This is a genomic window from Corynebacterium sp. LK26 (genome assembly GCF_014335085.1).
GTDB lineage: Bacteria > Actinomycetota > Actinomycetes > Mycobacteriales > Mycobacteriaceae > Corynebacterium > Corynebacterium jeikeium_D.
On record NZ_PDHB01000007.1, the window covers coordinates 60,807 to 81,632 of the forward strand.

Here is a 20,826-nt window from a genome sequence, read left to right on the forward strand (position 1 = left end):
GGGGGTCTATTTCCGAAAGTACTGAGACCGTTTTGCGGCAAAAAACCCACCAACAGTGACGATGACGAGGGTCACGATAGCCAAAACCCCAACCGAAGCGCCCGATTGCACGGAAATACTCACTGATCGAGAAATCGGCGTGCCGCCAGGTGATTCGAGCCACAGCAACAGGTTGTGGGAGTTGTCTCCACTATCCCGTGGCCGGTCTCCCTCTGGAGCATTGGTCGCCGGAGTGGATTCTGCATCATCACCCGACTTCGGAGTGAACTGAACAGTCACCGACCCCTTGGCGGGGATGGCGGCCTCATACTTCTCCTCCAACACCGAATCTCCAGCGCCGACGCGCACGAACGCGGGAACCGGCAGCGGCAGGCCATTACGAGCCAGCACCGCAATCGGCGACAGCTGCGTTGCGCGGGTGTAGACACCGCCGGGAGCTACCAACGTCACCGAATTGCGCAGGCGTCGATTCATAATCAGTGCCTGGTCGCTGAGTTCTTCGCTCCGCCGCTGCACGTCAGTTGACTGCAGCTGATTTCGCCGGCCGAGAGTTGTAAACGAGCGCAGCAAGTCGTGCCGCAGGGGACGGGTGAATTCATACCGCGTCAGTGCGACATTGGGATCGTTGGACATGATTGTGGTCAGGTCCGTGATTTCGCGGGAGGCCAGTTGAGCCTTCTCCACGAGCGTCTCACTCACTGGCGCGGGATCGGCAAGCTCGTCAATTGGAGTAACCGAGCCCGCATCCAGGTCGTGAGCTGAAGTGGTGATGGAGTCCATCAGCGGAGTCAGCTCAGCCAGGTTATCGTCCACGGCTTTCCTGACCGCAGCCATGAAATCTTCAGCGTCGCTAGCGCGTGGATCCCAACCGGACGGCGGTGCTGCCACCACAGCCGCGCGAGGGTCATCCGAATCAGTCAATGATTGGAACAGAGTGCCAATCGCTGTCTGCATCCGTGCAGCTTCGGAGTCGATTCGGAAATCGTAGCGTCCGAGCAGATTCGAATACGCCACAGTCTGGGGAGACCGTCCTGTTGCAGCCAGAGAGGTTGTCAGTGCCCCAGGGAGGGCGAAGGCGCGGCTACCGTCGGCAAGCACGCCACTATGGCCGGGGCGCAGTGTCTGACCATCGGCGGTGACGGCGGTGTTGTCTGCGACTAACACGGTGGTGTCGTGCGCGGCTTCGGGTGGAGTGGGCGACGGTGGCATCGTCTCGCCGGTATCGACGCGGTTTTCGAATGCGCGCTCCGGGGTGGTCCCGTTCAGGGCCGTCGCCGCCGAGTACAGCGGGGCGCTTTCCGACGTCACGTATCCCTCGGCCGGCAAATAGAGGCCCGGCAGTGCCTGAACGTCCAAATGCTTGGCGATAGTCTGCCGACCAGCGGCGAGTGCCTCCATCGAAAGCTCGTGATCCCCCACGCGAGCCACGGCGCTGGCATCGGTGCCGCCCCACGGCAGTGACAGTGTGCAGGTGTCCTGTGTGAGATCGTGCAGCCGATTGAGCCAGGCGGCAGCATTGTCACTGGCGGGCATATGCGTGAGATTGGTGTCATCCGCGTTTCCCCAGGAATCCCGCAGTCGCGGAGAGGACTCCACAGGACTTGGGCGGCTGGTGCCAATCCAGTAGTCGCGGGTCATCCTGGAGATTGCGTCGAGGGTCTCCGGGTCGATGGCGATGCAGGTTGATTCCCGCAACCTCTGCCCATCCGGGCCGGCAAAGCCCTTTTCCAACGAGGTGAGCAAACCGTCGAGGCGGCCACCGCGTTCGAGAGACTCGGCCAAAGAATTGTCGGTGAGGATGAGATTCGGCGACGAGGGTGCGTCACCGGTCTCACCGCCGACCAGTGACACTGGCTGGCTGATGGGCCAAATCAGCGAAAACGGCACTGGGTCGCGGCGGGTGGGCGCATCGGAATTGTCGGTCTCATCGTTGTCGTTCTGATCACCGGCAGGCGGTTCCGGCTCATCACCTTCCGCTTGCGGATCCGTCACCGGAAGCAGTGCGCGTGTTTCCGCCAGCAGGCGGTCGATGTCATCTGCCGGTTGCCCGTTAGCATTGATGAGCAGCGGAAACGTGCCGGCTTCCGTGATGTCGAGTCCTTCTGGGGACGGTGCGGAGATAGGAACACTTAGCGTAACCTCACGCTTCTCCCCCGCTTTCAGCTCGATGGGGGCACTGAAGGTCCCAGCCACATCAAACACCGATTCAGGCTCAGCGAGAATCGTCCGCGCATCTGCAGAGGAAGCCAGTGCGCCGGCCCGCTGTGGGCGCAGCGCAACATTGCTGATATCCGCATCGGAGGTGTTGTGCACCTGCACCTTGATGGTCAGCGTCGAATGTAGAGCCGCGACATGCGGAGTGAAGCTGGTTATCGAAAGCCGAAGGGGGCCCTGTTCACCGACACGATTGGTGCCACTGCCCCACAACTGCTCATCTTGCGCAAAAGCTGGGGGCGCAACGGTCGTCGGCAAGCACAGTATGAGCGCTGCGGAAGCGGCCGTGACTTTACGAACAACATTTCTTGGCAACTGCAACCTGAACATGCGCAATCACCTCGGCGTCTGCCGGCCTGCTCGCTTTTCCGCGCGGGCGAGATCGGGCAGCAGATTGTGCGCGCGCCGGGCCAGTTTGCGTTCGTCAGCGTAGGCCAATCGTTCCACCAAGGTGTCTACAGGAACCCACATGACCTGGGTGACCTCGGGGTCTTCGTCGTTCAGATCGCCATCGACGTAGCGCAGAAGGTGATGGTGCACGGTCTTGTGAATCCGCGTGCCATCGGAGACAAACCAGTAGTCAATCACACCGAGCTCTTCGATGACCTCGCCGCGAATGCCCGTTTCTTCCCACACCTCACGTTCGGCGGTGGAATCGAAAGCTTCGCCGGGTTCGACATGGCCCTTAGGCATCGACCACAGCAGGCGCCCGCGACGATCGTGCCGACCAATCAGCGCGACATAAATCCGTGACAGGTTGACTTTGCTGCCATCGCCGACCGCCTCAGCAAGCCCCGAGACGACCAGTCCGCCCGCCGAAGTCTCAATCGAGGTCTGCATCGGCGCTGCATTTTGCGCGCGCGACGAGTGCGCGCGGCGATTGTTCGTGCGCTTCGTCTGTGCGTGACGACGGCGATTGTTCCTATCCTGACCGTTCTTACGGCCACCGCGGTTGTTCGACTGCTTCGAGGGTCGTGCCGACTTCGGTGATTTGGAAGATTTCTTGGCGCCACCGGAGTTTGGCTTGGCCGATTTGGGGCCATTGGCACCGGAGCCACTACGTTTTGCAGAATTTCCGCTGGTAGTAGCGTTGCTAGTGTTGGTGGACGAGGAAACGCCACCCCTTCTGCGCGGTCGCCGACGACGTCGACGGCTCTTCGCCGCCGAGTTGTCATTGCGTACCACGTTGTTCATTCCACTTAGACTACCGGGTTTATAGGTATAAGCGGGTATTGTGTCGGTCGTGACACAATCGACTCCTTCAACGACAAATGGTGACCAGCCCGGGGGGACTACACCTCACGGCGCTACTCCGGCGGCTGCTGACGCGGACCCACAGGTGCGCAGGACGGCAATGCTGGCAGTGGCGGATCAGGCGATCGCCAAGGAGTCGGAGATCCTCGATTCGCTGGCAGCTGCGTTTAGTGCAGCCGGCCATCGCCTGTACCTCGTGGGCGGTTCTGTGCGCGATGCTCTCTTAGGGCGACTGGGCGTGGATCTCGATTTCACCACCGACGCGCGCCCGGAAGTGACGCGCGCGATCCTCGATGACTGGGCGGACATTGTCTGGGATACCGGCATTGAATTCGGCACACTCTCCGCGGAACGGCATGGCCGTCAGGTGGAGATCACCACATTCCGTGCGGATACGTATGACCAGGTCAGCCGCAATCCGGAGGTCACTTTCGGTGACACTCTGGAGGGCGATCTAATTCGCCGTGACTTCCGCTGTAACGCCATCGCCGTGGAGCTCCACGGTGACGGCACCCGCACCTTCCTCGACCCGCTCGGAGGTTTCGAGGATCTTGTCGCGGGTGTGTTGGATACCCCGGGTGCGCCGGAAGTCAGCTTTGGCGACGACCCCTTGCGGATGCTGCGTGCCTGCCGCTTCGCATCCCAGCTCGGGTTCGACGTGGCACCGCGTGTGCTCAAAGCGCTGAAGGAAATGTCCAGCGAAATTGACCGCATCACGGTCGAGCGCATCTCCACCGAGCTGAACAAGCTCATCCTGGGTGCGGACCCAAGCCGAGGTATCGACCTGATGGTGGAATCGGGGTTGGCCGACCGCGTGCTGCCGGAGATCTCCGACATGCGCATGACGCAGGATGAACACCGCCAGCACAAGGATGTCTACCAACACTCTCTGCAGGTCATGCGGCAAGCTATTGACCAGGAAGAACCCGGTGAACCGGACCTCGTACTGCGCTGGGCGGCACTGCTGCACGACTGCGGCAAACCCGCTACCCGTGCCTACAACGAGCAGGGAAACGTCACCTTTTACCAGCACGAAGTTGTCGGCGCGAAGCTGGTGCGACGCCGCCTTCGGAAACTGAAGTTCCCGAAGAAGACTAACCACGAAATCTCGCAGTTGGTCTACCTGCACATGCGCTTCCACGGCTACGGCGAAGGCAAGTGGACGGACTCGGCGGTGCGACGTTATGTCAACGACGCCGGAGATCTGTTGGAACGACTCAACAAAATCGTGCGGGCCGACTGTACGACGAGAAACCGTCGTAAAGCAGCACGCCTCGCACGAGCCTGCGACAACCTGGAAGCGCGAATCAAGGAGCTCGCTGAGCAGGAGGACCTCGCACGCGTCCGCCCCGATCTGGACGGCAACGAAATCATGGAAATTCTGGACCTGAAGCCTGGCAAGGAAGTCGGACAGGCCTGGAATTACCTGAAAGAGCTGCGATTGGAGTCCGGTCCGCTGGAGCGTGAGGATGCTATCTTGGCGCTGAAGAAATGGTGGTACGAGCAGTCCGGTGAGCAGGCTGAAAGCGAAAGTGAGAGCTAATGGCATCGATTAATCCGGAGAATCTCTATGGCGACCGGCTTTTTACCAGCCTCGAGCGCAACGACCCGGCCGCCGGTATGCTGCTGCTCGCAGCACCCGGCATGCTCTCGCCGGAATTCGCTCGTTCGGTGATTTTCCTCATTGAACACGATGAGCACGGCACCCTTGGTGTCGATCTCACGCAGCGTTCGCAGACGCCTGTGCACAATGTGCTCGAGCCCTGGGCGTCACTGATGACTAAGCCGCCGGTGCTCTACGTCGGGGGTCCGGTCAACCAGACGCAGCCAATCTGCATTGGTGTGGTGCGAAATGGCGCTACCCTCCCAGAGGAGACCGACAGTATTACCGGTGCACCGCTGATGGAACGCATCGCCCATAGGTTTGCGCTGGTCAACCTCGGCGCGGAGCCGGAGGATGTACGCGACCGCATCGATGGCGCGCGTATCTTCGCCGGTTACGCGGGCTGGGATCCGGGGCAGCTGGAAGAAGAGCTCGATCGCGGTGATTGGTACGTCGCCCCTGCCCTGCCCTCTGATGTACTCGCGCCTGCTGCCGCTGACATCTGGGGTGATTGCATGCGCCGTCAGCCCTGGCCGCTGCCGCTGTATGGCACCTACCCCGTAGATGTACGTGACAACTAGATGAGTGAGCACATCAATGCCGAAGGAAACAGTGCCGCAACTAGTGACCGCAGCGACATAGCTGCCGGCATTCGGCAGACACTGCCCGTCGGCATGGGTCTCATTCCGCTGGGGCTCGCATTCGGCCTACTCATCGCACAGACTGGCTTAAGTTGGTGGTGGGCACCCATCTTCTCCTTCGTGGTCTACGCGGGGTCGATGGAATTCCTCGCTGTCGGCCTGGTTATGGCCCATACGGGTCTGCTCGGCTGTGCCGTGACCTCGTTTATGGTCAACTTCCGCCACGTCTTCTACGGGCTGACGTTCCCCCGCGACCGGATACAGTCTCGTCTCGGCCGCGCATACTCCACATACGCGCTTACCGACGAGTCGTATGCCATCGTCTCTGCGGCAAATCCGGCTGAAAAGATGTCGGGCCGCCGCCTGCTGACGATTCAGATTCTCTGCCAGTTGCTGTGGGTGGGCTCCGGTATTGTCGGGGCGCTAACCGGTGCAGCATTGCCCGAAGGAATCCGCGGTGCCGAGTTCGCACTGGTGGCGCTCTTTACGGTGCTGGCCATGGACGCGTTTGAGACCTCCAAGGATTGGTCACTGCCCCTGGCCGCTATCGTCTGCACGTTGGTCGGGTGGCTGATTAACCCGAACCAGATGCTGGTCATCGGGTTGTTGATGTACTTCGGCATGCTGCTGTTGCGCGTGTGGTCACCACGAGTAGATCGGGTGATGCGCATGACGTCGTCAAGCAATCAGCGTGTAACGGAGGGAGAGCGAGCATGACCGCGATGCCCGATTCTGGCTATGTGCTAGCCGCGCTCTTTGCGATGGGCGCAGTGACAGTTGCGTTGCGCGCACTGCCGTTTGCGTTCGTGCGGACCCTGAAGGGCTCTCCCCTGTTCGAATTCCTCGGCACGACCATGCCTGTTGGAGTCATGATGGCGCTGGTGGTTTACACCGTCTTTGGACGGTTGGGGCTCAGCGGTGAGGGTGGCGACCCCGGCGCTGCCTGGGCCGTGCCTGTAGCGCTGGTCGTCACCATCTTCCTGCACTGGTGGCGGCGCAACACCGTGATCTCGATATTCGTAGGCACGGCGCTGTATATGGCCCTCGTGAACCTTGTCGCGTGAGGTGCGCTGCGTAAGCGCTGTGTGAGACGGTGCCAGCGGCTAGCGGTCAGTGGCTAGAACTGCGCCGGTACCTGGCCTGTGAAGTTCGGCAGCCCCGGAATCTGCGGCAGCTGCGGGGATTCCGGCAAGTTCAGTAGTTCGCCGAGATTCGGGCTCTCGGACAGATTCGGGACGCCTGGGATGTTGGGCAGGCTCGGGCTGTCGGGCAGACCAGGCAGCGATGGAGTGCCCACCGTGCCACCGAACGCATTCTGAACATCGCTGGTGTGAGCTTCCTTGGTGCCGTAGGTGTTAGCAGCGACGCTGAAGTCAGGACCAATGGACGCCGAGGCGTGAACGCTCTGGCGGTCATCGGACCAACCCCACTTTGTGCCAATAACACCAGGCAGCGTGGCGGTGCCGTAATCCTGACGGTAGCCATCCGCTGCCACAGGTGACGCGGTGCTCATAGCAACCAGCACCGGGTCGGAAGGGTTCTCGCGCTTCTTGGCCTCCAGGAACTTCACGGTGTCAGCGCTGGAAGTCGTGGAATTGCCCCAGTGGCCCGCACCGTGGGTGTTGCTGAGGCCGTACTCACGCGCCGTGGCGTTAATGGAGTCCGGGTAACGGCCGTAGAGCTCGCTGGCAATGTTGTCATCGGAGTAGCGAATCATCTGTGTGGCCTTCGCCTTGTCCGCTTCGGTGCCGTGCTTGAAGACGTAGTCGGCAATGTAGAGCTTGACAATCGACAGCCCCGGACGAGCTTCATTCTCGTTGGCCGTACCGTAGTGAGCGCCGGTCGGGGTGTGGGTAAAGCTGATCTGGGTGCGCCCCGGAGCATTAATAGTGCCCTGTGGAGTCAGTTTCGGCTGCGGAGCCGCAGCGACGTTCCCGGCTGCCAGCGGAAGGCTGGTGACAGCGATGACACCGGTAAGCCCCAGGCGAATCGCGCGAGATGGTCGCGGAGTAAGACGATGACGAGCGTTCATAACAAAAAAACCAATCTACACGCGCAGGTGGCCGACGCGCTGCCAAGCTGGATCGTAAGCGGTGTCGACAACGTGCTCTCCGTCGGTCCACGTCTGCGCAACAGCTCGCAGACCCGCCTCCGCATCAGATGCCGGGTCAATAAAGAAGTGCAGCAGAGCCATACCGTCGGACTGCTCAGTTGCGACAAAAATACCCTTGTCCTCAGCGATGGCTTCAGCGGCAGCGGTATTGAACTCGGAGAGGGATTCCTTCGACTCGTCCGTCGGCAAGCCCTTGTCGTCAATGTGAGCGAGCATGAGCTGAATCAGCACATGCTGCGTCATAGTCGGGCTCACCAGCTGCGTAATCGGAGCGCGAGTAGCGACGACGAGCGGCTGGCCGTTGGCTTCGGCATCAATGGTGAGCCACTCCGGGCACTCTTCCGCGAGCTGCTCGACGACACCGCCCAGCTCCGGTAGCGGGATAGCATCTTCCGGCTCCTCGCCAGCGAAGGCGAAACCGCGCAGCCACAGGCCGAAGTCCTCCTCTCCCAGAGCCAGCTGCAGCAGTGTGAAACCTAGCTGAGCTACCAAGCGCTCACCGTCCTCCAACTGAGCAATTGCCGGGAACAGCGGGTGGAATAGGCGAACGTCCACTGCCCCATGACCACTGCTAACAGCCACGCGGGCGTCTGCCGGATCGACCTCGGCGGGAGCATCGGCCTCGAGAGCACCCTGTGCAACCAACGTAGCTGCGACATCCCCCAGCGACAGCTTCATCGCCGGATCCGCCTGGCGGAGGTCGGTGAAAGACCACACCGCGCCGTCGTCAGGCGCGGCCTCCAGCCAACGGCGAGCGACCGGGCGCAGCTCCGGATCGCCGGCAGCGCTAACAGTCAGAAGGTGGCGAGAATACGGAGCGCCAGCCTCAAACCCCCAGATGAGCCGGTCATTAATAGCGGCGATGCGGCCGCCGACCTCCTTCTGGACATCAATAATGTCCACATCGGCGGCGTTCGGGGCACCATCGATACCGAGCTGGACACTAAACATCGAGTCGAGCGCATCGGCGCCAAAAGAGTTCCACCACGACCAGAACTCATTGATCGCGGTCTCTTCTGCGGCGCGCTGTTCCGGGGAGAACGGAGCCGGATTCTCGTTAGCCATGCTGAATCTCACACTTTCGTTTGCTCGTTTAAAACCGAACCTTATGTTGTGCGCCCCAGTATATGTGCCAAGCCGGATTCGCCCCTCGGGTCCATGCGCTAGACCGCGTTAAGCGGGTTGTGGCTCCGGCTCAGCTTCTGCTTCCTTGCCCCAGCGAGCGGCGTAGACCGCACAGATCATCAGCTGAATCTGGTGGAAAATCATCAGCGGCAAAATGTAGAGGCTGGCATCGGCACCGAAGATAACGGCAGCCATGGGCAGACCGGTGGCCAGGGACTTCTTCGAACCGCAGAACTGAATCGCAATGCGGTCCTTGCGGTCGAAGCCCATCTTATTTGCGATGAATCCGGACAACCGCAAAACGAATTCCACCAGCACGACCGAAAGCACACACAGGATGACAATGTCCCCTGCCGGCACCTTCGACCAGATGCCCTGCACCATGCCCTCGGAGAAGGCTGCGTAAACGACCATTGCGATGGATAGGCGGTCAACGTTCTTAGTCGTCTTCGCGGCGGCAAACTTCAGGGTCCAACGGCGAGTGAGCTGGCCGATTGCGAATGGCAGCAGCAACTGCAGCGAAATATCCAAGAACACCGACGAATCCACATGAATGCCGCCACCGGTGGCCATCAACAGCATCACCAGCACCGGTGTGACCACAATGCCCAGCAGGTTAGATGCCGAGGCACTGACGATGGCGCCGGCGACATTGCCCTTGGCGATGGACGTGAAGTTCACACTCGACTGCACCGTCGACGGTGCCAGCGTCATGTACAAAATGCCCAGGTAGAGGCCAGGAGAAAGAATCCAATCCAGGGGTTTCATCAGCAGGCCGAGGATTGGGAACAGCACGAATGTGAAAGCCAGAATGGTTATGTGCAGCCGCCAATGCTTAACACCGGCCAACGCATCCTGCGGGCTCAGGCGCGCGCCATAGAGGAAGAACAAGAAGCCAATGGCGATCTTTGTGGCCCAGCTGAAAACCTCAGCGGTAGTGCCGCTTGCAGGAAAAATAATCGCCAGTATCGCTGCAGCAACGATACCGACGATGAGGGGATCTGGACGCCAATTCACAATTCGTTGCCACATGGACAAATAGCTTAGTGGGCAACCAGATGTTGTCTTACTATTTTGCAGAAGCTTTTCTCTGCAATAATTTTTTACTTCTTCTGCTCAGCTGCCTTGCGCAGCGCATCCTTGTCCACAGGCTTGAAAGTGGCATTCGCGGATGAGCCCTTGTCCGTGCACAGTCCTTCCAGGCCACAGGAGCTGCAGCCACCGGAGACACCGCAGTCTGCTGCCGGGTTGTCGGAGCAGCAGGCATCATCAGCCGCAGTGTCGGCGGCATCAGTGGCGGCGGAGTCACAGCCACAGCCGCTGTCACCGTCACCGCACCCACAACCGGAGCCGGACTCGGCGGAGACCTTGGCGTCGTAAAGCGCGATGGTGTGCGAGCCGATAGCCGCACCAATGCCGAGCATGGCGATACCGGCGAGCAGAGCGACGGCGTACCACAGCCACATCCAACCAGAGGCCTCCGGGCGGATGGCGAGGAAGCCGAGCATGGTGGCACCGAGGAAAGCGACAGCGGACACAGCCCACGGCGGGCCGGCAACGCGGTGCGTAATATCCCAGTTTTCCTGGGACTTTCGAGCCTCAGGCGCACGAATTCCGATCCAGTTATTACCCGGTAGCTTCGCCGACCATGCCAAACCAGCGACAACGGCTATGCAAACAGCCAGAACCAGGGTAATTACAGGGATGACAATCATGCTTCCAATTTATATAGGTGGTTGAGCACGTGCCAAACGCACCTATTAGACTGTGAGACCATGACCAACAGCGAAAAGTCCTCGTCCTCGGCAGAAGCCACCGACTACCGCTACTCCCCCGAGCTGGCGACTCAGCTAGAGGGAAAGTGGCAGGCGTATTGGAAAGATAACGGCACCTTCTACGCCCCCAACCCGGTGGGCGATTTGGCAGCTGCCGACGGCTCGACTCCGCCGAAGGACAAGCTTTTCGTCCAGGACATGTTCCCGTACCCGTCCGGTGTCGGTCTGCACGTAGGCCACCCGCTGGGATACATCGCCACCGACGTCTTCGCGCGCTTCCACCGCATGCAGGGCGCAAACGTGCTGCACACCCTGGGCTACGACGCCTTCGGTCTGCCGGCGGAGCAGTTCGCAATCCAGACCGGTACGCACCCGCGCGTGACGACGGAAGCGAATATCGCCAACATGGAGCGCCAGCTGGGCCGCCTGGGGCTTGGCCATGACCGCCGTCGTGTTTTCGCGACCACTGACCAGGACTACTACAAGTGGACGCAGTGGATTTTCCTGCAGATTTACAACGCCTGGTTCGATGAGGATCAAAAGAAGGCCCGTCGCATCGATGAGCTGATTCCGCTGTTGGAGTCGGGCGAGATGGCTACCAAGGACGGTCGCGTCTACGCTGAGCTCAGCGAGACTGAGCAGCGCGAAGCTGTGGATGAGTTCCGTCTGGTTTACCAATCGAATTCGATGGTCAACTGGTGCCCGGGTCTCGGCACTGTGCTGTCCAACGAGGAAGTGACCGCCGAAGGTCGTTCGGAGCGCGGTAACTTCCCGGTGTTCCGCAAGCGGCTGGGCCAGTGGATGATGCGCATCACCGCTTACGCCGACCGCCTGGTCGATGATCTGGAGCTGCTGGACTGGCCGGACAAGGTCAAGTCCATGCAGCGCAACTGGATCGGTCGCTCCCGCGGTGCCGAGGTTGACTTCGCAGCTGAGGTCGGCCCGAAGGTCTCCACCAAGATCAGGGTCTTCACCACTCGCCCGGACACTCTCTTCGGAGCCTCCTACATGGTGCTCGCTCCTGAGCACGAGCTGGTGGATCAGCTGGTTGAAGCCGGTAGTGGTTCCTACGAGGGTGTGGATGAGCGCTGGACCTTCGGCGAGGAAACCCCAGCCGAGGCCGTCGCCGCTTACCGCGCCGCAATTGCCTCCAAGTCCGACTTGGAGCGCCAGGAGAACAAGGAGAAGACCGGCGTCTTCCTGGGCGCTTACGCCACCAACCCGGTCAGCGGCGAACAGGTGCCGGTATTCATTTCCGACTACGTCCTGATTGGCTACGGCACCGGTGCCATCATGGCTGTCCCGGCCCACGATGAGCGCGACTACGAGTTCGCCACTGCCTTCGGTCTGCCAATCCGCGAGGTTGTTGCAGGTGGTGACATTGCAAAGGAGGCGTACGTCGGTAACGGTACGTGCGTGAACTCCGCCAATGACTCCGGCCTGGACATCAATGGCCTGGACAAGGACATCGCCATCGCCACCGTCATTGAGTGGTTGGAGAAGGAAGGTGCTGGCCACGAGAAGATCCAGTACAAGCTGCGCGACTGGCTGTTCGCCCGCCAGCGCTACTGGGGCGAGCCCTTCCCCATCGTCTACGACGAGGACGGTCACGCCCACGCACTGCCCGAGTCCATGCTTCCGGTCGAGCTGCCGGAGGTCGAGGACTACAAGCCGGTCACATTCGACCCGGACGATGCCGACACCGAGCCAAAGGCTCCACTGGACAAGGCCACTGACTGGGTCAACGTCGAGCTCGACCTCGGCGACGGCAAGAAGAAGTACCGCCGTGACACCAACGTCATGCCGAACTGGGCAGGTTCCTCCTGGTACCAGCTGCGCTACATCGACCCGAACAACGCTGAAAAGTTCGTCGACCTGGAAAACGAGCGCTACTGGACCGGCCCCCGCCCGGAGACGCACGGTAAGGACGATCCAGGCGGCGTCGACCTCTACGTCGGCGGCGTCGAGCACGCGGTGCTGCACCTGCTCTACTCCCGCTTCTGGCACAAGGTCCTCTTCGACCTCGGCTACGTGACCTCCAAGGAGCCGTACCGCCGTCTGTTCAACCAGGGCTACATCCAGGCCTACGCCTACACCGATGCCCGTGGTGTCTACCAGCCGGCGGATCAGGTTGTTGAGCGCGATGGTAAGTTCCTCATCCCGGGCGGCGCCGAAGACGGCTCTGACCTGGAAGTTTTCCAGGAGTACGGCAAGATGGGCAAGTCCCTGAAGAACGCCGTCTCCCCCGACGAGGTCTGCGACAACTACGGCGCTGACACCCTGCGCGTCTACGAGATGGCCATGGGTCCGCTGGACACCTCCCGCCCGTGGGCGACGAAGGATCTAGTCGGCTCGCAGCGCTTCCTCCAGCGCGCTTGGCGCCTGGTGGTCAATGAGGACTCCGGTGAGCTCGCCGTCACGGACGCAGCGCTTTCCGACGACGACCTCAAGGCCCTCAACCGCACCGTGGAAGGGGTTACCTCCGATTACGCAGAGCTGCGTGACAACACGGCCGTCGCAAAGCTCATTGAGTACGTCAACTACCTGACTAAGACCTACGGTTCGGCCGGTGCACCGCGCGCCGCCGTGGAGCCGCTGGCCCTCATGCTTGGCCCTGTGGCGCCGCATATTGCGGAGGAACTGTGGAGCCGTCTCGGCCACACCGAGTCCCTGGCACACGGCCCCTGGCCGGCAGTTGACGAGAAGTGGCTGGTCGACGACACCGTTGAGCTGCCAGTTCAGATTAACGGCAAGGTTCGCGCTCGCATTGACGTGGCTACCGATGCTTCCCGCGAGGACATCGAGGCCGCCGCGCGTGCCGACGAAAAGGTTGTCGCAGCTGTGGAAAACGCCGGTGGCAATATCGTGAAGGTCATTGTCGTTCCGGGCAAGATGGTCAACCTGGTTGTGAAGAAGTAACCAGGGAGGCTAATGCGTACAAGAAAGTGTCTGGGTTTATGACAGTTTGAGGCCTAAAATCGACTCAAATTTGTCATAAACCCAGACACTTTCTCGCTTGAGACTTTCTCGCAAAAGCCTCAAGGGGTGGCTCCGAAGCTGGCCGCCTCTTACCCCTACTTAACGCCCAGAATCAGGACACCGAATGTGGAGAGCATCCACATCAAAGTGAAGGGCATGAGCACCCAGCACATAGCGAGCCACGCGCGCCAGTTGCGGAAGTTTTTCCACTCCACGTAGGTCTGCCAAAAGCCCAAAAGGCAGCCGACCAGGGAGATTACGCCCGGGACAACGGGGAAAAGGATCTCCCAAGTGCGGGAGCAGAGGAAGCTGGACTTACCCGCATCGCAGGTGGGGCCACCGACAATGGCGCCGGCGATGCCAATAATGAGGCCCGCGAGCAGCGTCGTAAGAATCACACCCGCGGTGTAGATGTAGGCGCGCTTGCCGGAATACATCTTGCGCTCAAGCTCGTCGAAGATTTCATCCTCATTGCGCTCTGGTGTACTGCGCTTCGGTGAATTATCCACCATCTGCTCCCCTCGCCTCTAAATGCCGTCTGATGTGCCTGCCATACTAGGCCGGAGTAATCAGCATTGGCACCGGGCTGTGGCGAACGATGTGGTTAGTCGACGAGCCGATGAAAATTCGCCCGAATGGGCCAAGAGTAGACGAACCCAAAACGAGCAAGTCTCCCTTTTTCCATTTGATGGACTGAATGGCCTCTTCCCAACCGTTGCCGGAGGCTACTTCCGCATCAATGGAAAGGTCTGGGTAACGGGTATGCGCGCGGTCCATACCGCGGTCGAGCAGCCCCATAGCCTGCTCGCGCCACTCAATCATCAGGTCAGAGGAGGGGCCGTAGCCGTTCTCCGTCGGGTACATGGTCGCACCACGCGGCGTAAACGAGACCAAACGCAGGGGAACTTCCCAGCGATATGCCAGGTCAGCAGCCTTATTCAATGCGTGGTGCGACTGTGGGGTGTCAATGTAGCAAATGCTGACACGGGTCACACCGTGCTTAGAAAGCTTCGCGCCGGGGATCGCCAATCCCAGCGGGATTGGCGAGTAATGCAGCAGCGCATCCGAGGTTGATCCCGCAGTAAAGCGACTGCGGTTCTTGGCGGTCCAGTCCTTGGTATTGCTTCGGCGGGTGCCAAGCAAAACCACATCGGCTTCGAATTCTTCGGCTTCGTTGCAGATAGTTGTGGATTCGCTGGAGGATTCGATGATCCGTACGGCATCGTCGTCAAGCATGCCCTTGCGCAGGCCAGCGAGCTTTAGCTCATCCTTGATGATTTTTTCAAGAGACTCGGTTTCGTGGGAAACCCAGGAGTCATTGGTGCTCAACCGAGCCAGTGAGGTCAGCGGCCAGCCACGCGACAGTGCGCTGACAACGCGAATCTGCACCTTCGTGGTGCGAGCTAACCAAGCGGCGTAAGCAAGCGTTTCGGTGCCGTACTCGCCTGGACGCCACGCAATCATGATACGAAGCGGGCGGGAAGCCATCGCTAATCCTCCTGTGATTACTCAGAAATATCCAAGTGGTGCTTCTGGGTAATAGCCTACGTGGATAGGCGGGCATATTTAAAACGGCACCGAGGAAGTGTAAAAGCTATGTATCCTGCCTGTGGGCTTAAAGGTGGCAGGGCTAGCTGGAAAAGAGACTAGACGCTTGGGTTTGTCTTTGGGTGCTCCGGGTAGTTTTCGAGGATCTTGGACAGAATCGTCTCAAGACCAGCGCCAAACTCCAGCTCTTCCTGGGTCAGCGTGCTGAACATCTCAGCCATCTGCTGATTGCGCTCTTCAGAAACGCGGTGCAGCTCTTCACGGCCACGGTCGGTCAGTTCAACGCGGACGCCACGGCGGTCTTTGCTGTCGCGGACGCGCTCCACCATGCCGGCGACCTCCAAGTGGTGCACGGCGTTGGAGGCGGTGGGCATGCGGATGGCCTCGGCCTCAGCCAACTGGCTGATACGGCAGGCACCCAGTGCCTCCAGGGTCATCATGATGGACAGCTGCGCGCGGCTGAGCTGGGACTCCGAGGAGCGGCGACTGTAGAGCAGCTCAGCGCGAGTCAGAAGAGGGCGAATGCGCTTAGCGAGCGACAGAGGAGTAACGGCATCAGGATTGCCAATCGAGCCCGAAGATAATGTCATAGCGACGATGTTATATGCGAACAGTGCTAGTTGCCAATACGAAATTTATTTGGGGTGCTATTTATTTTTCTACAACTGGTGATTTCGGCAATGAAATCACCAGGAATCTTCCACCAATCATCTAAAGCCCCAGTACAAAGCATTAAACCTATCTGCGTATAAGGTTTTTTCGGTGCTGGCAGAAACCCCCTAAAGTGTCACTTCTTCTGTACTTAGAACTTTGGGTTGGAGGTAGCCATGCGGCTACTCTCGCGAACCCTTTTGGCTTGTGATATATCTCGCGGATCAACCCTCGCGGGTGTATTGCTGTCAGCTTTACGACGACTGCAGCGCACGCATCCATGGCGGGGACGAGATGGGCGCAGCAGCGAGTAGGGCGAGAAGGCGTGGAAGAGACGCGGGGAGGATAGGGGAGAGAGAAGCACAAAAGCGCCAGCGGCTACCGCATGGGTAACCGGCTGACGCTTTTCAAGGAACATGCTCTCGGAGCTGCTGGCTTATACCTTTGAGTGCTTGTGCCTTTTAGTCTTCGCCCTTGATGAACGCTTCGAGCTGTGCTCGCGCAACATCGTCGGCAAGCTGCTTCGGCGGGGACTTCATCAGGTAGGAAGAAGCGGCGTAGACCGGGCCGCCGATGCCGCGATCCTTGGCGATCTTGGCAGCGCGAACAGCATCGATGATGATGCCAGCGGAGTTCGGGGAGTCCCAGACCTCGAGCTTGTACTCAAGGTTCAGCGGCACCTCGCCGAAGGCCTTGCCCTCGAGTCGGACGTAGGCCCACTTGCGGTCATCCAGCCAGTCCACCCAGTCGGACGGGCCGATGTGGACGTTGCGGTCATCGATCTTGCCGGCCAGTGGACCGGTGAGATTGGAGGTGACGGCCTGGGTCTTGGAGATCTTCTTGGACTCGAGGCGGTCGCGCTCGAGCATGTTCTTGAAGTCCATATTGCCGCCGACGTTGAGCTGCAGGGTGCGCTCGAGGCGAACACCGCGGTCCTCAAATAGCTTGGCCATGACGCGGTGGGTGATGGTTGCGCCGACCTGGCTCTTGATGTCGTCGCCGACGATCGGAACGCCTGCGTCTTCGAACTTCTTGGCCCACTCCGGGTCGGAAGCGATGAAGACCGGCAGGGCATTGACGAAGGCTACACCAGCGTCAATGGCGCACTGTGCGTAGAACTTGTCGGCCTGCTCGGAACCAACTGGCAGGTAGGAGACCAGGACATCGACCTTGGCATCCTGCAGCGCCTGAACAACGTCGACCGGTTCAGCTGGGGATTCGTCGATGGTGTCCGCGTAGTACTTGCCAACGCCGTCCAGGGTCGGGCCCCGCTGAACCTCAACGCCGAGAGTCGGGACATCGGCGATCTTGATGGTGCAGTTCTCGGAGGAAACAATGGCCTCGGAGAGGTCCTTGCCGACCTTCTTGTCGTCAACATCGAAAGCTGCGACGAACTCGACATCGGAGACGTGGTAGTCGCCGAAGACGACGTGCATGAGGCCAGGAATGGTCTCATCGGGCTTTGCATCGCGGTAGAACTCGACACCCTGCACCAGGGAGGAAGCGCAGTTGCCGACGCCGACGATAGCGACGCGAATTGAACTCATTTGGTAATTCTCCTTGAAACTATGTGCTCGGAGGCTTTGACCTCGCGCCGGGAACTCACACCGGGAACTCGCATCAGGACCTAGCATCAGGACCCCGCGCCAGGGCCTTACGCCAGCGGTGCGGCCGTGAGTGGGTGCACGCATTGAGGTAACGAGCGTGACGTTATACCTTTATGCGTTTTTTGCCGATGCCCGAACCGTGAGGGGGCATGTGTTTACCGATAAAGCGGGGGTGAAATCAGCCCGCACGCGCCTGCTAATCTGTCTTCGTGATGACATGGCAGGGCGAGATCGATCACTCCTTGCTCAAGAAGCAGTTATTGGAGCAGTGGCGTGCAGGGGAGATTTCACGGAAATCACTCTGTGATGCCGATGCTCGGCTGGTCGCTGCCGCGCGTTTTCACGGCAGAAAGTCCCAGGAAGAGTGCCCAGTATGTCGCAAATTCGACCTCCGACTCGTATTCTGGGTGTTCGGAGAAAACTTGGGCCGTCGTTCCGGCTCTGCTTGTACTGAAAACGAATTATCCGCAATAGTTAATGAATATGGTTCGTGCACCGTCAAAGAAGTTGAGGTGTGCCCCGACTGCAAGTGGAGTTTCCTGACCCGGACACTTCAGGCAGCTCGAGAAGAGTCAGAAAACTAGGGAGAGCACCCGTGAGCAATGATCGACCCGATAGCCCAGGCGGTCCTAACAGCCCTCACGAGGGCCAGGGTTCTAATTCATCAGGCGAGTGGTGGGATCAGCCGGATGCTGATTCCTTCAATACGCACGCACACTCCGATGACGCATCGCTTGACGACGATTCCAGTGACAGCATTGATGCTGTTTCGGTCGGTGGCAATGACGAGGGTCTGGCTACCGGTTCAGAGATGACGTCGGCAAGCGAGCCGGATCCGGAGAAGGGGCAGTACGCCCCAGATGACCATGAACCAGATGACCATGAAGAGGAAAGCTCGATGGCGCAAGAAGAACAGCCGACTGACAATAAGCGGCGAATTTTAGCGTGGCTCGGTCTAGCCGTGGCGCTGGTCGTGCTGTTGCCGGTAGTTGTGTTCGGTGTTGCTTATGCGACAACGGACGTGCCGGAGCCAGAGGAGTTGGCCAATAGCCAGATTGCGGTGATTTATGACCGCAGTGGTGAAAAGGAAATCACGCGCATCGTCCCCGAGGGCGGTAACCGAAGCAACATCACTATCGACAAGGTGCCGGATGCTGTACGCAATGCAGTGCTGGCAGCTGAGGATCGTGATTTCTATACCAACCCGGGTTTTTCCTTGACTGGTTATGCCCGTGCGGCTCTGGGAGTCGTGACTGGTAATTCCAGTGCCGGTGGCGGCTCGACCATTACGCAGCAGTACGTCAAGAATGCTGTGGTGGGCAATGAGCGCACGCTGACCCGTAAGGCCAAGGAACTGGTCATGTCGGCGAAGATGGCGCGGGAGTGGACTAAGGACGAAATCCTTGAGGCCTACCTCAACACGATTTACTTTGGTCGTAACGCATACGGTATCGCGGCAGCGTCGAAGGCCTACTTCGGTAAGGAAGTCGGTGAGCTGAATGCCGAAGAGGGTGCTGTGCTGGCAGCCTCGATTCAGCGTCCATCTGCACTGGATCCGTGGACTAACCGCCCGGAGGCTGAGCAGCGTTGGAACTACGTCCTCGATGGCCTGGTGGAGATGAACATCGTCTCGCCGCAGGACCGCGCGGGAATGCAGTACCCGGAGACCATCGATCCGGCGTTGGCGCCGAAGCAGGCTCCGGAGCCCGGCCCGGCTGCCATGATTAAGAATCAGGTTCTGGCTGAGTTGGAGCGCGAAGGTATCTCCGAGCAGGAGGTCAACACTGGCGGTCTACGCATTACGACGACCATTGACCCGACGGTGCAGCAGGCTGCCCTGGATGCGATGGAAAACTACGTCGATCAGTCAACGGGTTTGCGTGCCGCCATCGTTTCGGTGGAGCCGAAGACCGGTGCTGTCCGCGCCTACTACGGTGGCGACGATCCGACTGGTTGGGACTACGCAAACAGCGGTCTGCAGACCGGCTCTACTTTCAAGATTTTTGCGCTGGCAGCAGCTCTCGATCAAGGTATTCCACTGACCGCGCAGTACTCTTCGGCACCTGTGCAGTCCGGTAACGTCACTCTGCACAACGACGGCGGTGCCGGCGGTGGCGTGCTTCCGCTTTATGAGTCCCTGAAGCAGTCGCTGAACACCCCGTTTATTCGCCTGCAGCGCGACCTGAAGAATGGTCCGGATGACACCGCCAAAATGGCTCATCGTCTGGGCGTGGCTGAGTCCATCCCGGGTATTGAAAAGACTCTGATGGACGACAACGGTCACTCGCAGGACGGTATCGCCCTGGGTCAGTACCTCTCACGTCCGCTGGATATGGCCGTTGGTCTGGCTACCCTGACTAACGATGGCGTCTATCAGCAGACTCACTTCGTAGAGAAGGTCGAAAACTCCAAGGGCGAGATTGTTTACGAGTCCAACGCTGACAAGGGCGACCGTCGAGTTTCCAAGGCAGTGGCCACCAATATGATATCGGCCATGGAGCCTATTGCCGGTTACAGCAACAAGCCCTTGAGTGGTGGTCGCCCGTCGGCCGCCAAGACCGGTACTACGCAGTTGGGTGACACCGGCCAGAACAAGGATGCGTGGATGATCGGTTCGACACCGCAGCTGTCGACTGCAGTGTGGGTTGGCAACGTCGATGGTTCGGCGCTCTACAACTCCTATGGTGGCATCATGTACGGCTCGCAAACCCCGGGCGATCTGTGGAAGTACACCATGGATAACGCACTGTCTAACGAGGACTTTGAGTACTTCACCAAGCCGGAGCCAATCGGTGGTGTCGCAGGTGCGCCGCAGTACCAGGCGCCGTCGACCTCTGACTCTGGCTATGACCAGGGCTATGCCCCGGAGACCACAGAAGAGGAGTCGGCCGAGGAGTCGACCTCTGAGTCCTCCGAGGAGCAGCCTGCACCGCTTCCGGTTCCGGGTGGCGATGGCGGAGGCGGTGGCGGCGGAATCGCTGACCTACTGCCCATCCCGATTCCGGGAGGCGGTGGTTTCGGCGGTGGCAATGAAGGCGGCGGAGACCCCGGTAACCCTGGAGGTGGACAGTAAGTGGACACGTGGGTGATTTTCACCATCGTCTGCGTCGCGATTGGCTTCCTGATGTTCGGCACGGCCTTTTGGGGCTTCATGCAGAAGTGGAAACCGGCAATCATTTGGGCTCTGTGCCTGGCAGCTTTCCTATTCGCGACAGTCATTCCGGTGATTATTGCGTTGGCACATGCTTCCTCGACATCAATGTAGGACGCAGGCCAGGTAGTCAGTTGCTAGAGCGTTAACTGCCCACCAAGCACG

Annotated in this window: 18 protein-coding genes; 8 read left to right on the forward strand and 10 right to left on the reverse strand. The window is 59.8% G+C overall.

The window, feature by feature from the left end:
* Window positions 1-6: 6 nt before the first annotated feature.
* Window positions 7-2,544, reverse strand: a complete 2,538-nt coding sequence (locus tag CRD13_RS06510; RefSeq protein ID WP_187401440.1) for a hypothetical protein — start codon at window positions 2,542-2,544, stop codon at window positions 7-9.
* A gap of 6 nt (window positions 2,545-2,550) precedes the next feature.
* Window positions 2,551-3,408 carry an NUDIX hydrolase gene (locus CRD13_RS06515; protein ID WP_179078168.1) on the reverse strand — a complete coding sequence of 286 codons (858 nt, stop codon included), beginning with the start codon at window positions 3,406-3,408 and terminating at the stop codon, window positions 2,551-2,553.
* Window positions 3,409-3,568: 160 nt separating this feature from the next.
* Here CRD13_RS06515 and CRD13_RS06520 point away from each other — a divergent pair, with 160 nt between their 5' ends.
* From CRD13_RS06520 to CRD13_RS06535, 4 genes are read left to right on the forward strand one after another with little or no spacing between them, the layout of a single operon-like run.
* Window positions 3,569-5,011: a CCA tRNA nucleotidyltransferase gene (locus CRD13_RS06520; protein ID WP_187401446.1), complete on the forward strand. Its 1,443-nt coding sequence runs from the start codon at window positions 3,569-3,571 to the stop codon at window positions 5,009-5,011.
* Window positions 5,011-5,652: a YqgE/AlgH family protein gene (locus tag CRD13_RS06525; RefSeq protein WP_038627070.1), complete on the forward strand. Its 642-nt coding sequence runs from the start codon at window positions 5,011-5,013 to the stop codon at window positions 5,650-5,652. Before CRD13_RS06520 ends, CRD13_RS06525 begins: the two co-directional genes overlap by 1 nt.
* On the forward strand, window positions 5,653-6,429 hold the full coding sequence (locus CRD13_RS06530; protein WP_052155556.1) for an AzlC family ABC transporter permease: 777 nt from the start codon (window positions 5,653-5,655) through the stop codon (window positions 6,427-6,429).
* Window positions 6,426-6,776 (forward strand): branched-chain amino acid transporter permease, encoded by a 351-nt coding sequence (locus tag CRD13_RS06535; protein WP_038627068.1) that lies wholly within the window; start codon window positions 6,426-6,428, stop codon window positions 6,774-6,776. Before CRD13_RS06530 ends, CRD13_RS06535 begins: the two co-directional genes overlap by 4 nt.
* 53 nt (window positions 6,777-6,829) lie before the next feature.
* Here CRD13_RS06535 and CRD13_RS06540 read toward each other — a convergent pair whose 3' ends face one another.
* From CRD13_RS06540 to CRD13_RS06555, 4 genes are all read right to left on the reverse strand, one after another.
* Window positions 6,830-7,744 (reverse strand): hypothetical protein, encoded by a 915-nt coding sequence (locus tag CRD13_RS06540; RefSeq protein ID WP_255467812.1) that lies wholly within the window; start codon window positions 7,742-7,744, stop codon window positions 6,830-6,832.
* Window positions 7,745-7,759: 15 nt separating this feature from the next.
* Window positions 7,760-8,890: a DUF695 domain-containing protein gene (locus CRD13_RS06545; RefSeq protein WP_016421714.1), complete on the reverse strand. Its 1,131-nt coding sequence runs from the start codon at window positions 8,888-8,890 to the stop codon at window positions 7,760-7,762.
* A 108-nt stretch (window positions 8,891-8,998) separates the two neighbouring features.
* Window positions 8,999-9,982, reverse strand: coding sequence for a bile acid:sodium symporter family protein (locus CRD13_RS06550; protein ID WP_016421713.1), 984 nt, complete (start codon window positions 9,980-9,982; stop codon window positions 8,999-9,001).
* A 71-nt stretch (window positions 9,983-10,053) separates the two neighbouring features.
* Window positions 10,054-10,665 carry an SdpI family protein gene (locus CRD13_RS06555; RefSeq protein WP_016421712.1) on the reverse strand — a complete coding sequence of 204 codons (612 nt, stop codon included), beginning with the start codon at window positions 10,663-10,665 and terminating at the stop codon, window positions 10,054-10,056.
* Between the two features lie 60 nt (window positions 10,666-10,725).
* Between CRD13_RS06555 and leuS the strand changes: the two genes are divergently transcribed.
* A complete protein-coding gene (gene leuS, locus CRD13_RS06560) occupies window positions 10,726-13,644 on the forward strand; it encodes a leucine--tRNA ligase (RefSeq protein WP_187401441.1) in 2,919 nt (972 codons plus the stop codon).
* Between the two features lie 155 nt (window positions 13,645-13,799).
* Here the strand turns inward: leuS and CRD13_RS06565 are convergent, their stop codons facing one another.
* From CRD13_RS06565 to CRD13_RS06580, 4 genes are all read right to left on the reverse strand, one after another.
* Window positions 13,800-14,216, reverse strand: coding sequence for a hypothetical protein (locus CRD13_RS06565; RefSeq protein WP_048733161.1), 417 nt, complete (start codon window positions 14,214-14,216; stop codon window positions 13,800-13,802).
* 43 nt (window positions 14,217-14,259) lie between these two features.
* Window positions 14,260-15,192 (reverse strand): universal stress protein, encoded by a 933-nt coding sequence (locus CRD13_RS06570; RefSeq protein WP_069358890.1) that lies wholly within the window; start codon window positions 15,190-15,192, stop codon window positions 14,260-14,262.
* Between the two features lie 158 nt (window positions 15,193-15,350).
* Window positions 15,351-15,842 (reverse strand): MarR family winged helix-turn-helix transcriptional regulator, encoded by a 492-nt coding sequence (locus CRD13_RS06575; protein WP_016421708.1) that lies wholly within the window; start codon window positions 15,840-15,842, stop codon window positions 15,351-15,353.
* 522 nt (window positions 15,843-16,364) lie between these two features.
* A complete protein-coding gene (locus CRD13_RS06580) occupies window positions 16,365-17,450 on the reverse strand; it encodes an inositol-3-phosphate synthase (RefSeq protein ID WP_070429058.1) in 1,086 nt (361 codons plus the stop codon).
* Window positions 17,451-17,722: 272 nt separating this feature from the next.
* Here CRD13_RS06580 and CRD13_RS06585 point away from each other — a divergent pair, with 272 nt between their 5' ends.
* From CRD13_RS06585 to CRD13_RS06595, 3 genes are read left to right on the forward strand one after another with little or no spacing between them, the layout of a single operon-like run.
* On the forward strand, window positions 17,723-18,094 hold the full coding sequence (locus tag CRD13_RS06585; protein WP_224783765.1) for a DUF5318 family protein: 372 nt from the start codon (window positions 17,723-17,725) through the stop codon (window positions 18,092-18,094).
* An 11-nt stretch (window positions 18,095-18,105) separates the two neighbouring features.
* Entirely contained in the window at window positions 18,106-20,583 is a 2,478-nt protein-coding gene (locus CRD13_RS06590) for a transglycosylase domain-containing protein (RefSeq protein ID WP_070858066.1), read from the forward strand.
* A complete protein-coding gene (locus CRD13_RS06595) occupies window positions 20,584-20,775 on the forward strand; it encodes a hypothetical protein (RefSeq protein ID WP_016421704.1) in 192 nt (63 codons plus the stop codon).
* Window positions 20,776-20,826 lie beyond the last annotated feature (51 nt).